Source organism: Pedobacter metabolipauper (genome assembly GCF_004362715.1).
In the GTDB taxonomy this organism is placed as follows: domain Bacteria; phylum Bacteroidota; class Bacteroidia; order Sphingobacteriales; family Sphingobacteriaceae; genus Pedobacter; species Pedobacter metabolipauper.
The window spans coordinates 911315-927810 of sequence record NZ_SNYC01000004.1 but is presented as its reverse complement, the minus strand read 5'-3'; the positions used below and the strand labels follow the sequence as shown (position 1 = coordinate 927810).

Annotated in this window: 15 protein-coding genes; 7 read left to right on the top strand and 8 right to left on the bottom strand. The window is 43.4% G+C overall.

The features are described from left to right. Positions 1–105 precede the first annotated feature (105 nt). Both ATK78_RS10725 and ATK78_RS10720 read left to right on the top strand, forming a co-directional pair. Positions 106–3126 (top strand): SusC/RagA family TonB-linked outer membrane protein, encoded by a 3021-nt coding sequence (locus ATK78_RS10725; protein WP_133576081.1) that lies wholly within the window; start codon positions 106–108, stop codon positions 3124–3126. A gap of 11 nt (positions 3127–3137) precedes the next feature. Next, positions 3138–4793: a RagB/SusD family nutrient uptake outer membrane protein gene (locus ATK78_RS10720; protein WP_133576080.1), complete on the top strand. Its 1656-nt coding sequence runs from the start codon at positions 3138–3140 to the stop codon at positions 4791–4793. Between the two features lie 101 nt (positions 4794–4894). Here the strand turns inward: ATK78_RS10720 and ATK78_RS10715 are convergent, their stop codons facing one another. The 6 genes from ATK78_RS10715 to ATK78_RS10690 all read right to left on the bottom strand — a co-directional run bounded on the left by ATK78_RS10715 (position 4895) and on the right by ATK78_RS10690 (position 8955). Continuing rightward, the gene (locus tag ATK78_RS10715) at positions 4895–5428 is read right to left on the bottom strand and encodes a hypothetical protein (protein WP_133576079.1); all 534 of its coding nucleotides are present in this window, start codon (positions 5426–5428) and stop codon (positions 4895–4897) included. Further along, positions 5425–5931: a CHAP domain-containing protein gene (locus tag ATK78_RS10710; protein WP_133576078.1), complete on the bottom strand. Its 507-nt coding sequence runs from the start codon at positions 5929–5931 to the stop codon at positions 5425–5427. Before ATK78_RS10710 ends, ATK78_RS10715 begins: the two co-directional genes overlap by 4 nt. Then, the gene (locus ATK78_RS10705) at positions 5850–6227 is read right to left on the bottom strand and encodes a hypothetical protein (protein ID WP_133576077.1); all 378 of its coding nucleotides are present in this window, start codon (positions 6225–6227) and stop codon (positions 5850–5852) included. Before ATK78_RS10705 ends, ATK78_RS10710 begins: the two co-directional genes overlap by 82 nt. A 125-nt stretch (positions 6228–6352) precedes the next feature. Then, positions 6353–7003 (bottom strand): DUF6266 family protein, encoded by a 651-nt coding sequence (locus ATK78_RS10700; protein WP_133576076.1) that lies wholly within the window; start codon positions 7001–7003, stop codon positions 6353–6355. Between the two features lie 225 nt (positions 7004–7228). Further along, entirely contained in the window at positions 7229–7945 is a 717-nt protein-coding gene (locus tag ATK78_RS10695; RefSeq protein ID WP_133576075.1) for a LytR/AlgR family response regulator transcription factor, read from the bottom strand. Next, positions 7942–8955, bottom strand: coding sequence for a sensor histidine kinase (locus ATK78_RS10690; protein ID WP_133576074.1), 1014 nt, complete (start codon positions 8953–8955; stop codon positions 7942–7944). Before ATK78_RS10690 ends, ATK78_RS10695 begins: the two co-directional genes overlap by 4 nt. Positions 8956–9160: 205 nt before the next feature. Between ATK78_RS10690 and ATK78_RS10685 the strand changes: the two genes are divergently transcribed. After that, on the top strand, positions 9161–10030 hold the full coding sequence (locus tag ATK78_RS10685) for a DUF5694 domain-containing protein (RefSeq protein WP_133576073.1): 870 nt from the start codon (positions 9161–9163) through the stop codon (positions 10028–10030). After that, positions 10027–11229, top strand: coding sequence for a S41 family peptidase (locus ATK78_RS10680; protein WP_133576072.1), 1203 nt, complete (start codon positions 10027–10029; stop codon positions 11227–11229). The genes ATK78_RS10685 and ATK78_RS10680 overlap by 4 nt, the downstream gene beginning before the upstream one ends. Before the next feature lie 62 nt (positions 11230–11291). On the opposite strand, the gene ligD is transcribed toward ATK78_RS10680, so the two are convergent. Further along, entirely contained in the window at positions 11292–14108 is a 2817-nt protein-coding gene (gene ligD, locus ATK78_RS10675; protein WP_133576071.1) for a DNA ligase D, read from the bottom strand. 4 nt (positions 14109–14112) lie between these two features. Next, positions 14113–14298 carry a DUF3606 domain-containing protein gene (locus tag ATK78_RS10670; protein WP_133576070.1) on the bottom strand — a complete coding sequence of 62 codons (186 nt, stop codon included), beginning with the start codon at positions 14296–14298 and terminating at the stop codon, positions 14113–14115. Between the two features lie 217 nt (positions 14299–14515). On the opposite strand from ATK78_RS10670, the gene ATK78_RS10665 reads away from it, so the two are divergent. Genes ATK78_RS10665 through ATK78_RS10655 form a run of 3 tightly spaced genes read left to right on the top strand, consistent with a single transcriptional unit; the run spans position 14516 to position 16494 of the window. Further along, complete coding sequence (locus ATK78_RS10665) at positions 14516–15193, top strand: DUF4142 domain-containing protein (protein ID WP_166664859.1); 678 nt, start codon at positions 14516–14518, stop codon at positions 15191–15193. Positions 15194–15217: 24 nt separating this feature from the next. Beyond that, entirely contained in the window at positions 15218–15814 is a 597-nt protein-coding gene (locus ATK78_RS10660; protein ID WP_133576068.1) for an SDR family NAD(P)-dependent oxidoreductase, read from the top strand. Positions 15815–15864: 50 nt separating this feature from the next. Beyond that, positions 15865–16494: a hypothetical protein gene (locus tag ATK78_RS10655; protein ID WP_133576067.1), complete on the top strand. Its 630-nt coding sequence runs from the start codon at positions 15865–15867 to the stop codon at positions 16492–16494. Positions 16495–16496 lie beyond the last annotated feature (2 nt).

Below are 16496 nucleotides of genomic sequence, written 5' to 3'. Positions count from 1 at the left end.
AAATCCCTCTAATAGATTAGCTTTCAGCACACCTTCGATTTTAATGTTAGTCAACAGCAATTTCATGCTATGCAATTACTAACCACTCACATAAACTAATCGCTAATGAAAATTAATTTACTTAAAATCATGGGGTACTCTGCAATAATTTTGCTCAGTTCCCCTGCCCTTTCCATGAACTCAGACCTGTTAGCCCAGAATGAGTTCAGCAACAAAAGCATCCCATGGCGCCCCGCTACAGTGCAAAGGATCATGACAGGAATCATACGGGATGACACAGGAATTCCCCTGCCCGGTGTAGGTATAAAAAACACTACAACTGGAAAAAGCACCGTAACGGATGCCTCAGGAAGATACAGCATTGAAGTGACCTCAGAAAATGACCTGATCCAATTTTCTTATATCGGCTATACAACACAAACTGTTAAAGCCGGTACACAAACAACCTTCAACGCCAGGCTCCTGCCTGCGGAAGGAAGCAAGCTGGATGAAGTCGTGGTAATTGGTTATGGCTCCATTAATCAAAGGGAAATTACCTCTGCCATTACCAAGGTAGACTCTTCTCAATTCCGCCAAAGCGGATCTAGAAACCCTTTAGATCTTCTTATCGGTAAAGTAGCCGGCCTCCAGGTTACCCGCACCTCAGGAACCAACCCGAACTCTGGCGTTGGCATCCAGCTCAGGGGTGTTACCTCTTTGGTCGGCAGCCAAAGCCCGCTGATCGTTATCGACGGAATCCCTGGCGGAAACCTCGATCTGATCCAGCAAGATGATGTAGAATCCATAACCGTACTTAAAGACGGATCAAGCGCCGCCGTTTACGGAACCCGGGCCAATGCCGGGGTAATCCTCATCACCACAAAGAAAGGTAAAACCGGACCTTCTGTATTCGATTATAATGCTTATGCACGTACAGAGCGGCTTGCCAGGAAACCAGACTTCATGAACGCTGCAGAACTTAGGTCAAGAATTGCAAGCGGCGAGTATGTGGTAACCGATTTTGGAGGCGACTTTGACTACTTTGAAGACCTGATCAACAAAGACAATGTGTCTATGAACCATAATCTTGCCGTTTCAGGAGGTAGTACCAATGCAACATACAGGGCCAGTTTGAATTATCGTGACTTGCAGGGCTTTGCAAAAGAAAACGCAAGGAAAGAATACAGCATCCGGCTAAGCCTGGCACAAACAGGCTTAAAAGACAAGTTAACTTCGCAATTTAACATTGCTACAAACTTCAACAGGGCTAACCTGCTCGGAGGAGGAGGCTGGGAAAACGTGCTGACCAAAAACCCTACTGAATCGTTCTTTAACCCCGATGGCTCCTTCCTGTTTACCCGGAACATTACCAATGAAGTAGCCAGACTGCAGCAGGAAAAAAACAGGCTGCAGCAGCAAACCAGTTCGGTAGACGGAAAAATGACCCTGGAGATCATTCCCGGATTAAAAGGCTCTGTATTCGGTGCAGTTCAGCGAAACGCAACCATCGGAAGTGAATACCGGGACCGCGCAAGCCAGAACTCTGTAGAAAACAGCAACGCGCCAAATGGAGGATACGCGGCCAGAACAACGGCATTAGAACAAAATTTCAACGTAGAACCTACCATAGAATACACCAGAAAAATAGGCACCAATCATAATCTGACTGCCATAGCGGTATATAGCTATCGCTATGAGGTAAATGAGGGCTTTAATGCAAACAACAGGGGTTATGTAAATGATGTTTTTGAAGACAACAACCTCGGAAGTGTACCCGTTGCATTGAACCGGATCGGAATAGGAAGTTACAAGAACGACAATACGTTAATTGCATTCCTTGGAAGGATCAATTATTCCTTCGGCTCTAAATATTTTGCCCAGGCCTCCTTAAGAAGAGAAGGTTCATCCAGATTTGGGGTAAATAACAAATGGGCAAGCTTCCCGGCCGTATCAGCAGGATGGAACGTTACCGAAGAAGACTTTATGGATGATGTCTCTTTTGTAGGCAACCTAAAACTAAGGGCCGGTTATGGTGAAACCGGAAACTCCGGCTTTGCCAACTACGCATCTTTGGTTACACTCGGAGGAGGAGGTATCTACAGGTTCCCAACAAACGAATACCTGCAGACTTACGGACCAAACAGAAATCCAAATCCCAACTTAAAATGGGAGAAAAAACAAGAAACCAATATAGGTATTGATTTTACCGTATTGAACAATAAACTATCCGGTTCAATTGATGTATACAATAGAAAAACTAAAGATCTTTTGGATACCTACACCTCCCCTCAACCACCATTTATCCAGTCTTCCATCTATACCAATGTCGGCACCATATCTGCAAAAGGTATAGAGCTGGCCCTAAGTTACGATGCAATCAATACAGGTAAGTTCAGGTGGAACATCGACTTTGTAGGCAGCACCACCAAAAATAAACTGGATAGCTATTCAGATGATGAATACAAGAGGGATTTGAAAACATTTGGCGACATTGGTGGCTTTGGAGCACTTGGACAAGCAATCCGTACCTATGAAGGCCGGAACCTGGGTGAATTCTGGGGCAAACGCTTTGCAGGCTTCACACCTGATGGAAAATGGACGTTCTATAACAGGAACAATGAAATTGTTTCCAATGCACAAATAAATACTTCAGCCTTTAGAGATCAGACAGATTTCGCTGTAATCGGGAACGCAATTCCAAAGTATTACCTCTCATTAACCAATACGTTCAAATACCAGGGATTTGACCTGAGGGTGTTTTTAAGAAGTAAATTAGATTACGACATCCTGAATACCATGGCCATCTCGTATGGAAACAAAAATGGAACGTCAACCAACCTGTTAAACAGTGCCTTTACAAAATATGCAGAGATCAAGGATACCTACATGTATTCAGACTACTACATCGAAAGCGGAAGTTTCCTTAAAATAGATGAGGTAACACTTGGATACACGTTTAAGATGAAAAATGATTATGTCAGGAACCTAAGGGCCTATGTAACCGGCCAAAATCTCGTGACCTTTACCAAATACTCAGGAAATGATCCGGACTTTGTTAGTGATACCGGCTTAGGTCCGGGTATAGACAGCCGTGGCCCATACCCAAGTACACGACAATTTTTGTTTGGAGTTAGTTTCGGATTTTAATATTGAAGAAAATGAAAAATTATAAAAAGATACTATTAACCGCACTAATGGCATCCCCGCTGCTCTTTAACGGATGCACTAAATTAGATGAAAACGTTTACGATCAGCTGGTAACTGACAATTTCTACAACAATAAGAATGAAGTTCTCTCAGCAGTCTTAAGACCGTATACCCACGCAAACGCCTGGGTTACCCCATCCGGACAAGACGGCTGGTGGCGGCCCGCTGAACTTTCCGGAGACCAGCTGGCCTGGCCCACCAAAGGCAGACATGGTGAAGATGGCGGAAAATGGAAAAGACTGCACTACCATACCTGGTTAAGTGACGACGGCCCGCTAAACAATGCCTGGTCACTCATGTACTGGGGAATGGGCCTGTGTAATGACCCTATTGAAAACCTTGAAAAACGAAGCCTTTCCCAAATGGGAATTACACAGACCGAGAAAGATGAATACATTGCAGAACTTAAATTATTCCGCGCTTTTCATTACCTTAAACTGATGGATCTGTTTGGTAACATTCCTGTAGTTACACAGGTAGGCATCCCGGCAAAACCGGCAACCTTAAAAAGAGCAGAAGTTTTTGCCTTCATTGAAAAGGAAATCAAAGAGAATATTGATAAAGCACCTCCGCTATCCAGAAATATGATTGGAAGGATGACACAGGCGGGAGCATACGCCATGCTCGTAGAACTCTACTTAAACGCAGAAGTATGGACCGGAACTGCCCGCTGGGACGATTGTATTGCAGCAGCAGATAAGCTGATCAGCAATGCAGGAGGTGGTCAAAATGGAGCTATGGCACTGGATCCGAATATCATAGATCAGTTTAAACCAGACAACGACCTTTCCAAAGAGGTGATCTTCTCCATTGCATACGAATTCCGGCTGGCTGTATTTGAACCATCCTGGACTGGCGAATTCTACCATTTCCAGCAGGATCAGATTTACGGTGGCGCAAGGAATGGAAATGATGGGATTGTATTAATTCCCGGCGTGTTTACCAAATACGAAAATGCCGATTTAAGAAAAAGAGGATGGCTGCTGGAAGGCCCAATGATTCGTTTTGACAATGGCCAGCCCGCACTGGCAAAAGGAGGGAACGAATATAGTGAGCAGCAAATTGTGTTTGTAGATAACATCCGCAAGAACAAAACAGGATCAACCGTTTCCAACATGAGCGAAGGAGAAGAAAATAGCGGTGTCCGCTTTAACAAATACAAACTGGGAAACCAGCTTCCCGGAATCGTAAATGGTGTTCCGGTACCAGCTAATGTTAACTATAATTGCACAGACTGGAATATCTACCGCCTAACCTGGGTCTATTTCGCAAAAGCAGAAGCACTGATGCGTAAAAATAGCGGAACAGCAACTACAGAAGCCGTAAATCTGATCAATGCCACAAAAAGCAGGGCCTTCTCAACTGCCGACTGGGCAACACGTGCTTATACAACGGCCACGCTAACACTGGATGAACTTCTGGAAGAGCGCGGAAGAGAATTTATCTTTGAGGGATTCAGAAGAGATGACCTTATCCGCTTTGGGAAATTCCATACCGGAACCTGGTGGGACCACCAGCCATCCGCAGCATTCCGTACACTGTACCCAATTCCACAGGTACAACGAACGCTTAATATAAACCTGGACCAAAACGACGGATATAATTAAGATAACCTGAGAGACCAGTAAACTACAAAGGGGGTGCATCCAAACCGGAGCACCCCTTTTTTCGGTCTTCAAATCTACCGAAATGGCTAAATTGCACGTTCCTAATGCCATAGCTTCCGGACAATTCCTTTTAAATAAGTTCCAAAGCTTAGAAATATACCCATCCGGTAACAGACCCAAATGACCAGGACAATTCCTGCGTAAAAAAGCCAGTTAAAGGAAGGCACTGAAACCCGGTGTTCCTCACGTATTTTCTTTTCCTGCTCCTTCAGCGCTACGGTTTTCAGCGCTCCTTGTTTCAGCACCTTTTCTTTCTTAAGCATATCCTGAGAAACAACCCCTGTTCTTAAAAAAGCTCCTTCAAGATCCAGGCTATCAGCAACACCGGAAAAGCCATGCACTAAAGAAAAAGAGAATGGCCCTTTAGGCCAGATCCGCAGCTTGAGATCTGTCTTTGACGAATCCCTGGAAACCGATATAACTTTATCTTCCCGGTTCACTTTTAACTCCTCAGACTGCTCCCTTACACTTTGCTGTTTCAAATGGTCACTCCGCGCTACAACATCTTTCGTTGTTCGTTTAAAGATTCCGCATCCCAAACTAAGCAGTATAGACAAAATCAATATTGTTTTCATAAGTTATCAGATTTAGAATAATCCGCCACTTTACAGATCGTCCGCACATGCCGGGTCCGCCTGTAAACACCATCACCTTCCCTCCCGCCAGAAACATTGGTATTGCCTTCAATTGTGCCTATCCAATCTCCTTTAACCTGCGTTACAAAACCACAATGCCCGATCCTTTTTAATTCAGGAAAATAAATCCCAAATACGCAGCCGGGTACCGGCTTTTTAACCACAAGCCGGTCAGGGAACAAAGCTGGCGACCAGCCCGTACGTGGCTTTGCATATCCGCATTGCTTAAAAACCCAGGACACAAACGCAGCACACCAGGGCTCGGGCTTTTTCAAGCCAACGGCAGCCAGGTAAGTTTCTACCCGGGCACCAGCGTTGTTGCCGCCAACCTCATGAACCCCAAGCTCCGCAGTCGCTACGCCTAGCAAATTGCTGCCAGGCACATTACCAGCGCCAGCAACAACAAAGCAAATGATAACCAGAAAAAACCTAACTGATGCCATAGTTTCATATCTTTAAAGCGTAAAACCATTATTTCCAGGGCAGGCAAAGCCATCACCATCCAGAAACGTCTCAACAGCCACCAGCATAAGCCAACACTGCCTAAAAAAGTAATGATAGACAATAAGATCAGCAGCCAAATGTTTGGATCAACATAACCAGCCGTCAGATCCGAATGCTGTATAAATCGCTGCAGCAAATGCCAGCTTAAAAAACCGGCAACCAGCAGCCCGACGGTCTCAACCAGAATGAGCACCGTTCTTCCCGGACCTCCCGATCCTGAATCTAAATCTTTCATATTTTGTGTTTTTAAGAATGAACAATACCATTCCGGTGAAGAGATGCTATTTTTTGCGCTATACGTTGTTTGTCCGCCTGTATAGGATCCACTTATTCCGAAACGGTATTGATTAAATTAAACGGTTAATTAAGCACCACCATCTGCCCCATGTAAATCGTACTGGAAACCAGGTCTTTCCTGACCGTACTTTTAAAGCTCAGGTAACAATGCACGGTATCCCCGGCAAATGCGACAGGCAGCTGCAGGTTAAGCTCCTGTTCAGACCTTGTGGCAGCATTTACCAGCCGCACAAACCTGTCTTTTTCAGGATTATACACCAGTACGGTGACCAGATCGGTAGCAGACATGAACTCATAGTCCTCCCCCTCGTGCTTCCAGGTAAAAGCAAGGCTCGCATTTGGGGCAGTAGCTACTGAATACTCAAGCGGCCAATCCAGTTTCCCACGGCTGTACATCAGCTTTCCGTAGTTCAGTTCATAATTTGGGTACACACCGGTAACCGCATTTTTCAAGTGATAGGCAACAGCGACGTTCATCTCTGTTTCTACCCCGCTCAATGAACGATAACCAACCGCTACCAAATTGCTGATCCAGCTTAAAAAGCCTGTAACCAATCCGAATTTGGCCTGCTGCTCCAATTGTGACTGAGTAGGTGCTTTACCGCTTAATTTTGGTAAGCCCTTAATCACGTCAAGCGTTCGCCAGCTTGATCCGATTACAGATCCTGTCTTGTTTCGGAACCCTCCAAGGATTCCCCCTCTGATAATGCCCATAGGCCAAAAGTTTAAGTGAATTATTCTGTTAATTTGCATTGTTGTAATGGTGATTGCGTCTTGTATAGCTTCCCGCTTTCACAAACATTACGATACAAATAGAAGAATTCGGAAAGAGGCATGGCAGTTCCGCGCATACGGAACCCCCTCCCCTTTAGCGGGGTAAAACCAGCTTAGCAGACAACAGAATAACTTATTTTTTTAATGAAAAATAGACAGGTCCGGTTATTCCCGGATCATTTTAAAGAAAGAATCCCTATAGGTTTCACCAATTGGGATCACATGCTCCGCGATGAAAACCGCGTTGCCATCAATCATTTTAATCTTCTCAATGGATAGAATATACGATTTATGCACCCTATAAAATGGCGGACAGGGCAATATCGTTTCCAGATCCCGAAGTGTCTGGTAGGTAATGATCCGCTGAGAAGCCGTATAAATGGAAACATAATTCTTAAGGCCCTCCACAAACAGGATGTCTTTAAAATCAATTTTGATAAACTTATTCTTGGCGTCACCCTTAATGAAGATAAAATCATTAGACGAACCCGGATCAGCAACAGGTAAACCTGGTGCCTCATGAAGTACAGGCATCAGCTGCTGTACCTTGGAAACGGCCTGATAAAAGCGCTCATAAGAAACAGGCTTCAGCAAATAATCAACAACATCCAGATCAAATCCATCCAGTGCATATTCCGGATAGGCCGTGGTTAAGATCACCTTACACTTACCACCGCAGATCTTCAGAAACTGGATCCCCGTTAGCTCAGGCATCTGGATATCCAGAAACACCAGGTCAACCTTCCCGTCCTGAACCATACTTAACGCAGCAAAAGGATCTGTCGTTGTACCAACCAATTCCAGAAAAGGCGTTTTGCGAATGTAAGTCGCAATAATTTCCGAAGCATAAGCTTCATCATCAACAGCAAGGCAACGGATCATTTTAAATCTATATTAAGTGTGGTTTTATAGGTATTTCCATCATTTAAAATCAAAAGCTCATAAGCACCCGGATAGATCAGGTCCAGCCTTCGCTGAATATTAACCAAACCAATTCCACTGGAGTGATCTTTCAGCGCCCGGCTAATCCGGTTGCTCAACTCAAATTTAAGCCTTTTATCCTGAACCTTTATCTCAATCCGGACCGGATCGGAATCAACGTTCACCACGCCATGTTTAAACGCATTTTCAACAAAAGGAATTAGCATTAAAGAAGCGATCTTTTGAGTGTCATCAATTCCTTCAGTGGTAAACACTACATAAAAATTAGGTTCAAACCGCATCTTAAAAAGTTCAATATAACTCTTCAGGTATTCCACTTCCTTAACCAGGCTTACTTTACCATCGGCACTATCGGTCAGTGTATACCGCATCAAGTCCGAAAGGCGCAAAATTGCATTGGCCAGCTGATCACTAACCGGCATAGCCAAAGAATACACGTAGTTTAGGGTATTGTATAAAAAATGAGGGTTTATTTGTGATTTTAAGAACGCCAGCTCGGCTTTAAGCACCTCATCCTTAAGCTTCCTGTTCATCCGTTCTGTTTCAAAATTTCGCTGAACACTCCATACGCCAGCAGAAATTGCAATAAAGGAACTACCGAAATAGACATTATCTATAAGGTAATAGCTGAGCGATACATTCTTGCTATAATTGTGAATACCCCACAATTCTAAATAAATGACTTCCTCTATTAAATACCGTAAAACAATAAAAACAAGCAGGGAAATCAGGACCCCGCCAATCAGCTGAGGGATCTTTCCCCGTTTCAGATAATTAGGATATACCCATAAAAAACAAATATAAAACTGGATAACCTGGATCAGGCTAATTGAAATGCCAAAAGCGATATATCTAAAGTCTACATTCTTCAGCAGATAGCCGCCATATATATAACCTAAAATAACGATCCAGCAAATCACATGGATAAAAACAGTCCGGGTTAACTTCATGCTATAAAACTATCAAAAGGATTTCCATCTGCATACTTTCTTATTTCAAATACCCAAAATATTATCCCAACCTGCCTAAATCGATGATCATCACGAATAGCAACCTAAAAACCAGTTGGGATAATAATTTGAGGTGTTCAGATCATTTAATTGAACTTTAAAGCGCATCGCTCCATCTTTGAAACAACAAATCAAAGCACAAACCATGAATACTAAATTAGTCATCTTCTTCGTCCTCCTTACCGGATTACAATACGGTTCCAAAGCCCAAAGCAGCAACAAACCGATGCCACTTAAAAAAGAGATCCTGCTAATCGGTACCTTCCACTTTAACAACCCAAATGCAGATGCCGTAAAAACGGTAGATTTTGATATAACCACACCAGCATCACAAAAAGAACTGGAAATGATCAGCACAAAAATTAAAGCATTTAATCCGGATAAGATCTTTGTAGAATGGGAATACAACGACCAGCAGCAGCTGGATTCCCTATACCAGCTTTACCTGAATGATCAATACGAAAAACACATAGATCAAACCTACAAAAACAAACGAAACTACCGCTTCTACGCACAGAACGAGATCTTTCAGCTGGCATTCAGAGCCGGAAAAAAGGCAGGGCTCACTCAAATAAATGGGGTCGATTATCCGCTGGATCTACCGGTAGACACCGTCATGAAAGCCATACAGGAAGCCGGGCAGGACCAACTGATGCAAACCATCCAAAACACAACCTCGGCCATGGAAAAAGAAGCCAATCAAAAAAGGAGAACCATGAACCTAACCCAGCTGATATTAGACGCCAACACCACAGCATTCAGAAGATCAAATTATGGATTTTACGTCAGCACCTTAAACCGGGCCGGCAAAGACGACAATTTCGCAGGGGCATTATCGGTATCAGAATGGTATAGAAGAAACTTGTATATGTATGCGTTAGTTCAAAAATTAACCAAAGCTACAGACCAAAAAATAGTATTGCTGCTCGGAGCAGGCCACATCTCCATGATCAGGCAGTTCATCGATGGAGACGACCAGTTTAAAATTACCGAACTTAAAGAAATCATCAAATGATCAACAGACTTAAAATTACCCTTATCGTATCGCTGTGCATCATCAATAGTGCTACAGCACAACAGCAGAACATCTATCAGCAAGACCTGCAAAAGCTGTATCAGGCCCTTCAAAAAACACCATCCTTTAAACAGCAGATCACCGGAAAGAAAAAGACCAAATACCAGCAGCTCTACCAAATACTGAATCAAACGGCACTTAAGCCATCCGCTTTCGATACACTTGGAAAATTAGCAGAATTACTCATACCCCTGAAAGACAACCACCTGTCCCTCTATCATACACCCGGACAGGATCCAGCCTTACGCCACTATATTGAGCCAAAGATCAATCTGGATTCCCTCGAAAAAGCATTGAACGCAAAGCCGCTTAACAGTCCCGAAGGGATCTACAGACAAGGCACCCAATTTACGGTTGGCATTTATTACAATACGGCAAAAAAGGACAGCCTGACCGGTGTCATCTTATCGGGCTCAACCCTTTGGGAAAGAGGAGAACAGGCACTGGAACTGTACGCTTATGAAACCGGAAAATTTCGGGGCATCTATGCAAACCTAACAACCAAAGCACTTTACTTTGTAAAACATGACCGTTTTAAAGACGGAAGACTATTAAAATTTGGAAGAAAAAAAGACAGTCCGCCCAACTACGCATACACCTTTAAAAACAACTACATTTTCGAATTGAGCACCCTTGACCCGCAAATTCAATACCTGCGTTTGGGCAGCTTTGCAAGTTCAGACAAAGCCATCCTGGAATCATCCCTGTTTTATAACCGCATACAGGATTCATTACACGCAAAAGATCTGGTGGTCGACCTTAGAAATAATCCGGGCGGCGGATTCAAAGCATCCGAAAAATTCCTTTCCCTGCTAAAAAAACAGGCAAAAAAAAGTAAGATCTATGTCATGATCAACAGCAGTACAGCCAGCAACGCAGAGCAATTCTTAATCCGGTTAAAAAAAGCAGCATCGATCGTTATCATGGGAGAAACCACACACGGCACCGTAACCTATGGCAATAATTATGGCCGCTCAGAAATCCTGCCCAGCGGCAAATACACGCTTTATCCGTCAGACATGAAAGATAGCGGAAATTACCTCCCCTATGAAGAAATCGGCATCCAGCCTGATGTGCAGCTAGACTACCAAAAAGACTGGCTCAAACAAGTGAAGGATTATATACACGCGAAGCCTTAAATTCAGGATTTGATTCTCCCTAACCAATGCTCCCCAAAGTTAGACTGTTAGAAGCACTTCAATTATCCAAAGATGCTCCTGGCTTTTTTAATGGTTTTCTCCAGGTCAATACCTTTACCCAGCACACCCTTAAATAAATCACCTTCTGTTTTCAACCGGTCCAATGCATTAAAGATCGTAAAATCCTTCATCGCCAGTCCAGGCTTAACTTCATCCCAATGCAGCGGCATAGAAACCGTAGCGCCGGGCTTAGGCCTTAGTGAATAAGGGCCAGCAATGGTAGCGCCCGGCCTGTTTTGTAAAAAATCAAGATACATCTTGCCCTTACGGTTCGCAATCATCCGTTCCAGGCTGGTAAACTTAGGGATTTGCTTATGCACAATATCAACAACAATACGTGCAAAAAGCTGGCTTTGATCGTATGAATATTTTGCGGCCATAGGGATATAAATATGCATCCCCGTAGAGCCCGACGTCTTGCAGTAAGAAGGAACATCGATCTCATCCAGAATCTTTTTAACAACCAGTGCAGCCTCAACCACCTGGTCGAACGTGTTTTTATCCGGATCCAAATCAATGACACAATAATCCGGATTATCCGGCGACTGTATCCTGCTAAACCAGGGGTTCATCTCAATACAGCCTAAAGAAGCCATCCACAATAGTGTGGCCTGGTCATCTCCAACCAGGTATTCTTTTTCCTCCCCATCACCGGTAGAATACGGAAATGTTTTTGCCCATTCGGGTGCAGAGTCCTTTACATTTTTCTGGTAAAAACCTTTCCCATGGATCCCTCCCGGAAACCGGTTTAAAGACATCGGCCGATCTTTCAGATACGGCAATATATAATCCGACACCTGGTAGTAATAATTAAACAGATCGCGCTTGCTTACGCCATCCTCCGGCCAGTATAATTTACTTAAATGCGTAAACTTCAACTCATGACCGCCAACTTTCCTAACCTGCGTTTCATCCTTTGGGTTGAGCAGCGTTTTAGGTTCCTTACCCTTTGGGGGCTTAACCACATCCGCATGCTGATCCGCTTGTTCCTCTTTAACCTTTTCTTCAATATCTTCAATTACAGTATCAGTAGCAGCCGCCGTCTCCCGGGTTACATCCCTTGCATTCTTATCGATGCGCATGCCCTGAAAAGAAGGGTGCCGAAAGACACCATCAGCTGTTACTTCGGTAAACGCAACTTCACAAACCAGCTTAGGCTTTAACCAGGTGGCCTTGGCTTTAGGTGGATTTGGCCTGAACCTGGATGGTTTGTTCACATCAGGGATCTCATCAAAAGGACTTTCATCGGTAATGATCGGCTTAAACTGCGTCATCATTTCCTTTTGCACTTTATCAGAGAACCCGGTCCCCACTTTACCCACATACTGCAACCCGCCATCTTCATAAACACCCAGTAAGAGCGAACTGAATTGCTTAGACGTATCCGCGTTCTTTGTGTATCCGGCAATGATCACTTCCTGGCGCTTATGCACCTTAACTTTAACCCATTCCTTAGATCTATAATTGGCCGCATAAACACTGTCTTTTCTTTTGGCAATAATCCCCTCCAGGCCAATCTTTTCCGCAGCATTAAAGAAATCAATGCCGCTGGTATCAAAAACCTTACTCAGACGAATGCTGTCGTCATCAACAGGTAAAACCTGTTCTAAAATCGCCTGCCTGTCCGTAATCGGTAACCCCATCAGGTTCTTCCCTTCATACCAAAGCAGGTCAAACACATAAAAAACAAGTGCTCCATCGGCTTCGCTTCTCCAGTTTTGAAGATCGCCAAAATTAGAGATCCCCTTATCGTTCAGCACCAGTATCTCCCCGTCAAGGACAGCATTCATCTTCCATTCCTTTATCTTTTCATAGATCGGATAGAACTTATCATTAAAAGATTTATTGTTCCTGGACAGCAGTTCAGCCTCACCCTTATTTAAAAACGCAAGGGCGCGATAACCATCCCATTTTACTTCAAACTGCCAATCGGAATCGTCAAAAGGTGCATCAACCAGCGTAGCCAGCATGGGCTTCATCCCTGAAGGGATTTTGGATTTAGGTGCTTTTTTTAATAAAGATTCAACAGATGCAGCCTCATTTTTAATGGTATTTTTTGTCTTTGTTCCGGCTGTTTTAGTCGCAGTTGTTTTAGCGCCGGGCTTTACAGATTTAGATGTCTTTTTAGTACCGGATGCCGCAGCCTCTGTTTTTGCACCCTTAGTTTTGGGTTTACCGCCATGCTCAGCATCGGCATCCTCCCGTAAATGATCCGTTTGCGTACTGTGCCAAACCTGATCGGTCGTTTTTTCAACCTGTGCAATGGTCTGATCAGACAGTATAGATTTGTCCAATTTGGTAATATCTTTTACAGATGCATAATCATCCTTATGTTTGATCAGCAGCCAGCTGTTCTCGGCCATACCATGGGTTTTTACCAAAGCAAACTCCCCATTGAGCTTTTTCCCATGCAGCTTAATCTTTAAAGAACCGCTTTTCAACTGTTTCAATAAATGCTTCTCCTGAGCCTTCTTGCCTTTAATTTCCTCAATCGGTTCATAAGTGCCGGCATCCCAAACAATCACTGTACCGCCGCCATATTCACCTTTCGGGATAATGCCTTCAAAGTTGCGGTAATCGTACGGATGATCTTCTACCATCATAGCCAGCCGTTTAGTCTTCGGATCCGTAGAAGGCCCTTTAGGTACAGCCCAGCTTTTTAAAACGCCCTCCATCTCCAGCCTGAAATCATAATGTAAGCGGGAAGCATCATGTTTTTGGATTACAAACATGAGTTTATCCTTGTCCTTACTTTTTCCAGATTTGGGTTCAGCGGTCTTGTTAAAATCCCGCTTGGCGTTATATTTCTCCAGGCTCATAATTTCAGGTATTTAATTTGTTCAGGTACTTTTTTACCGCATCCGCAGATGTACCGGCAGACTCCACTGCAGCCCTTAATCTCTCAGGTGAAACCTCAAATTTCTTTGCCCAGTATTCCACTTCATAATACTCCGTTACATCCACCATAGTATGCTCCGGACTTCCCAATCTTTCCTTCTTATACATCATATCATTTTATATAGGTTATTTCCCTCAACAATTACGGGCACCAATGGTTTTAAAATTATAAGTACCGCATAACCTGAAATTGCAAGCCGTATAGCCCCGGACCCCTTGAAGGTTAACGAAAAATATGCACAGAAACTTAAACCTGGTAAAACGTATAAAAACCCAGAACCACTTATCATTAAAATTGTTATAACTACATAACGATTAAATGAACCCTATGAAAACATTAAAAATTTACTTCATCACCATCGCAATTAGTGCTTCGCTATGTGCATGTCAAAACACCAGCAACCCAAGTTCAGAAATGAAAGATTCTTCGGCAGTGAGTACAACAGGAGACAACGCTTCCGCGGATAGTGCAGTTGGAGCCAACACAGCTGGAAATGGCAGCACAAACACGGTGACAGGCGTTAAAGAACAAAATGCTGGTTCCGACCTTAAAAACGAAACGAATGAATCAAATATTGACGACGATGGAGCAGCCTTTATTAAAGAAGCCGGACTCGGAGGAATGATGGAAGTGGAACTCGGTAAACTCGCCCAATCAAAAGCCTCCAGTTCAAAAGTTAAAGAATTCGCAGCTAAAATGGTTACCGATCATACCAGGGCAAACAATGAATTAAAGGCAATTGCAGAAAAACAGGCCATCCTGGTTCCAACAGAATACCCTGCAGACCAAAAAGCCCATATTACCGCCATGAAAACATTAAAGGGTGCAGAATTTGATAAACATTATATGGACATGATGGTAAATGACCATGTTAAAACATTAGCGCTTTTTAAATCGGCAATGACTTTAAGAGATGATAAAGTAAAAGACTTTGCAGCTAAAACGTTGCCCATACTTGAAGGGCACCATAAGCTGGCCGTACAAATTAAGTCAGGAATGAAATAAGATCAACCTCTATATTATTTAGCTATGAACAACCTGATCAACCATTTACCAGAAAAAATTACCGGCAAAAAGATCTTGATTTCCGGCGGCACCTCGAACGATGGCCAGTCGACAGCTTTGATGCTTGCCGCATTGGGTGCGAAAATCCTTATTATCGGCCAAAATCAGGATATCCTGAATGAGACCATGCAGAAGCTGAGAACACTCAACCGGGAATCCAATTGCTATGGCATGGTCGGAAATCCAGCAAATCCGGAAGATCTTAAAACCATATTTACGGTGATAGACCGCCATTTCAGGGGACTAGATATTCTCATCAATAATGACATGTTATCTTATCAAAACCTGGGGATAGACGATCCTAAAACCTGGGAAGATGCCCTGCGCGTAAATTTAAACGGACAGATTAACTGTACACGGGAAGCAATTAAAAGAATGCGTAAAAAAGAGTATGGACAGATCATCAACATCAACTCCATCACCTCAGATCTGCGTAAAAAATACAATACACTTTATGAAGCCGCGCAATCCGGAATCCGGAAATTTAATGAACGCATCTTAAAAGAAGTAAAGGGATCAGGAATCGAGTTTTGCGGTATCAATGCTCAGCAATTTCATTAAGCTGTCAGGAAGTATCCATCAACGGCATTATAATTGAACAATAATATAAAATGAAAAGGCTCCCCATTACTTGTGCCCAAAACGGCATCCTTAGAACAATCAGCTGTCTTATTTTTTTGATCATTTTAAATGCACCAGCATTTTCTCAAAACGGCACCTATGAGAAAAAAGGGCCAGCAGGTTCTTATTGCGTCATCTCGGTTGAAAACAATAATAACCACATAAAGGCCGCCGTATTCGCCTGGTGGAATACGCACAATGGTCAAATGGGCTTCTATGAAGGAACCGGAACAATGAAAAACAACAGTTGTGTTTTGCAGAGCGCAGACAGCGACCCGGAATGTAAAGTGACACTGAACGTTGTACAAGGCAAGCTTAAGGCATCCTTTGAGCATTGCATGACCGATCACCTGACTGACGATTTTAACGGCGTTTATACCAAGATTACGGATGCCGTAGCTGGCGACTATATCGTAACCGTTCCAAAGGCCTACTTTTACAAAACGCCCGGCGCCGGCTCCGTACTAAAAACCTATGTGCTCAAAGGGGACAAGGTCACACTGGATATGGATAGAATTGCAGCAAGTAAGCAAACCTGGTTATATGTGTACTATACCAATAAGGCGGGTAAAGAAACAGCCGGATACATTTCCATGTCAGCATTAAAAAGAATAAAATAATC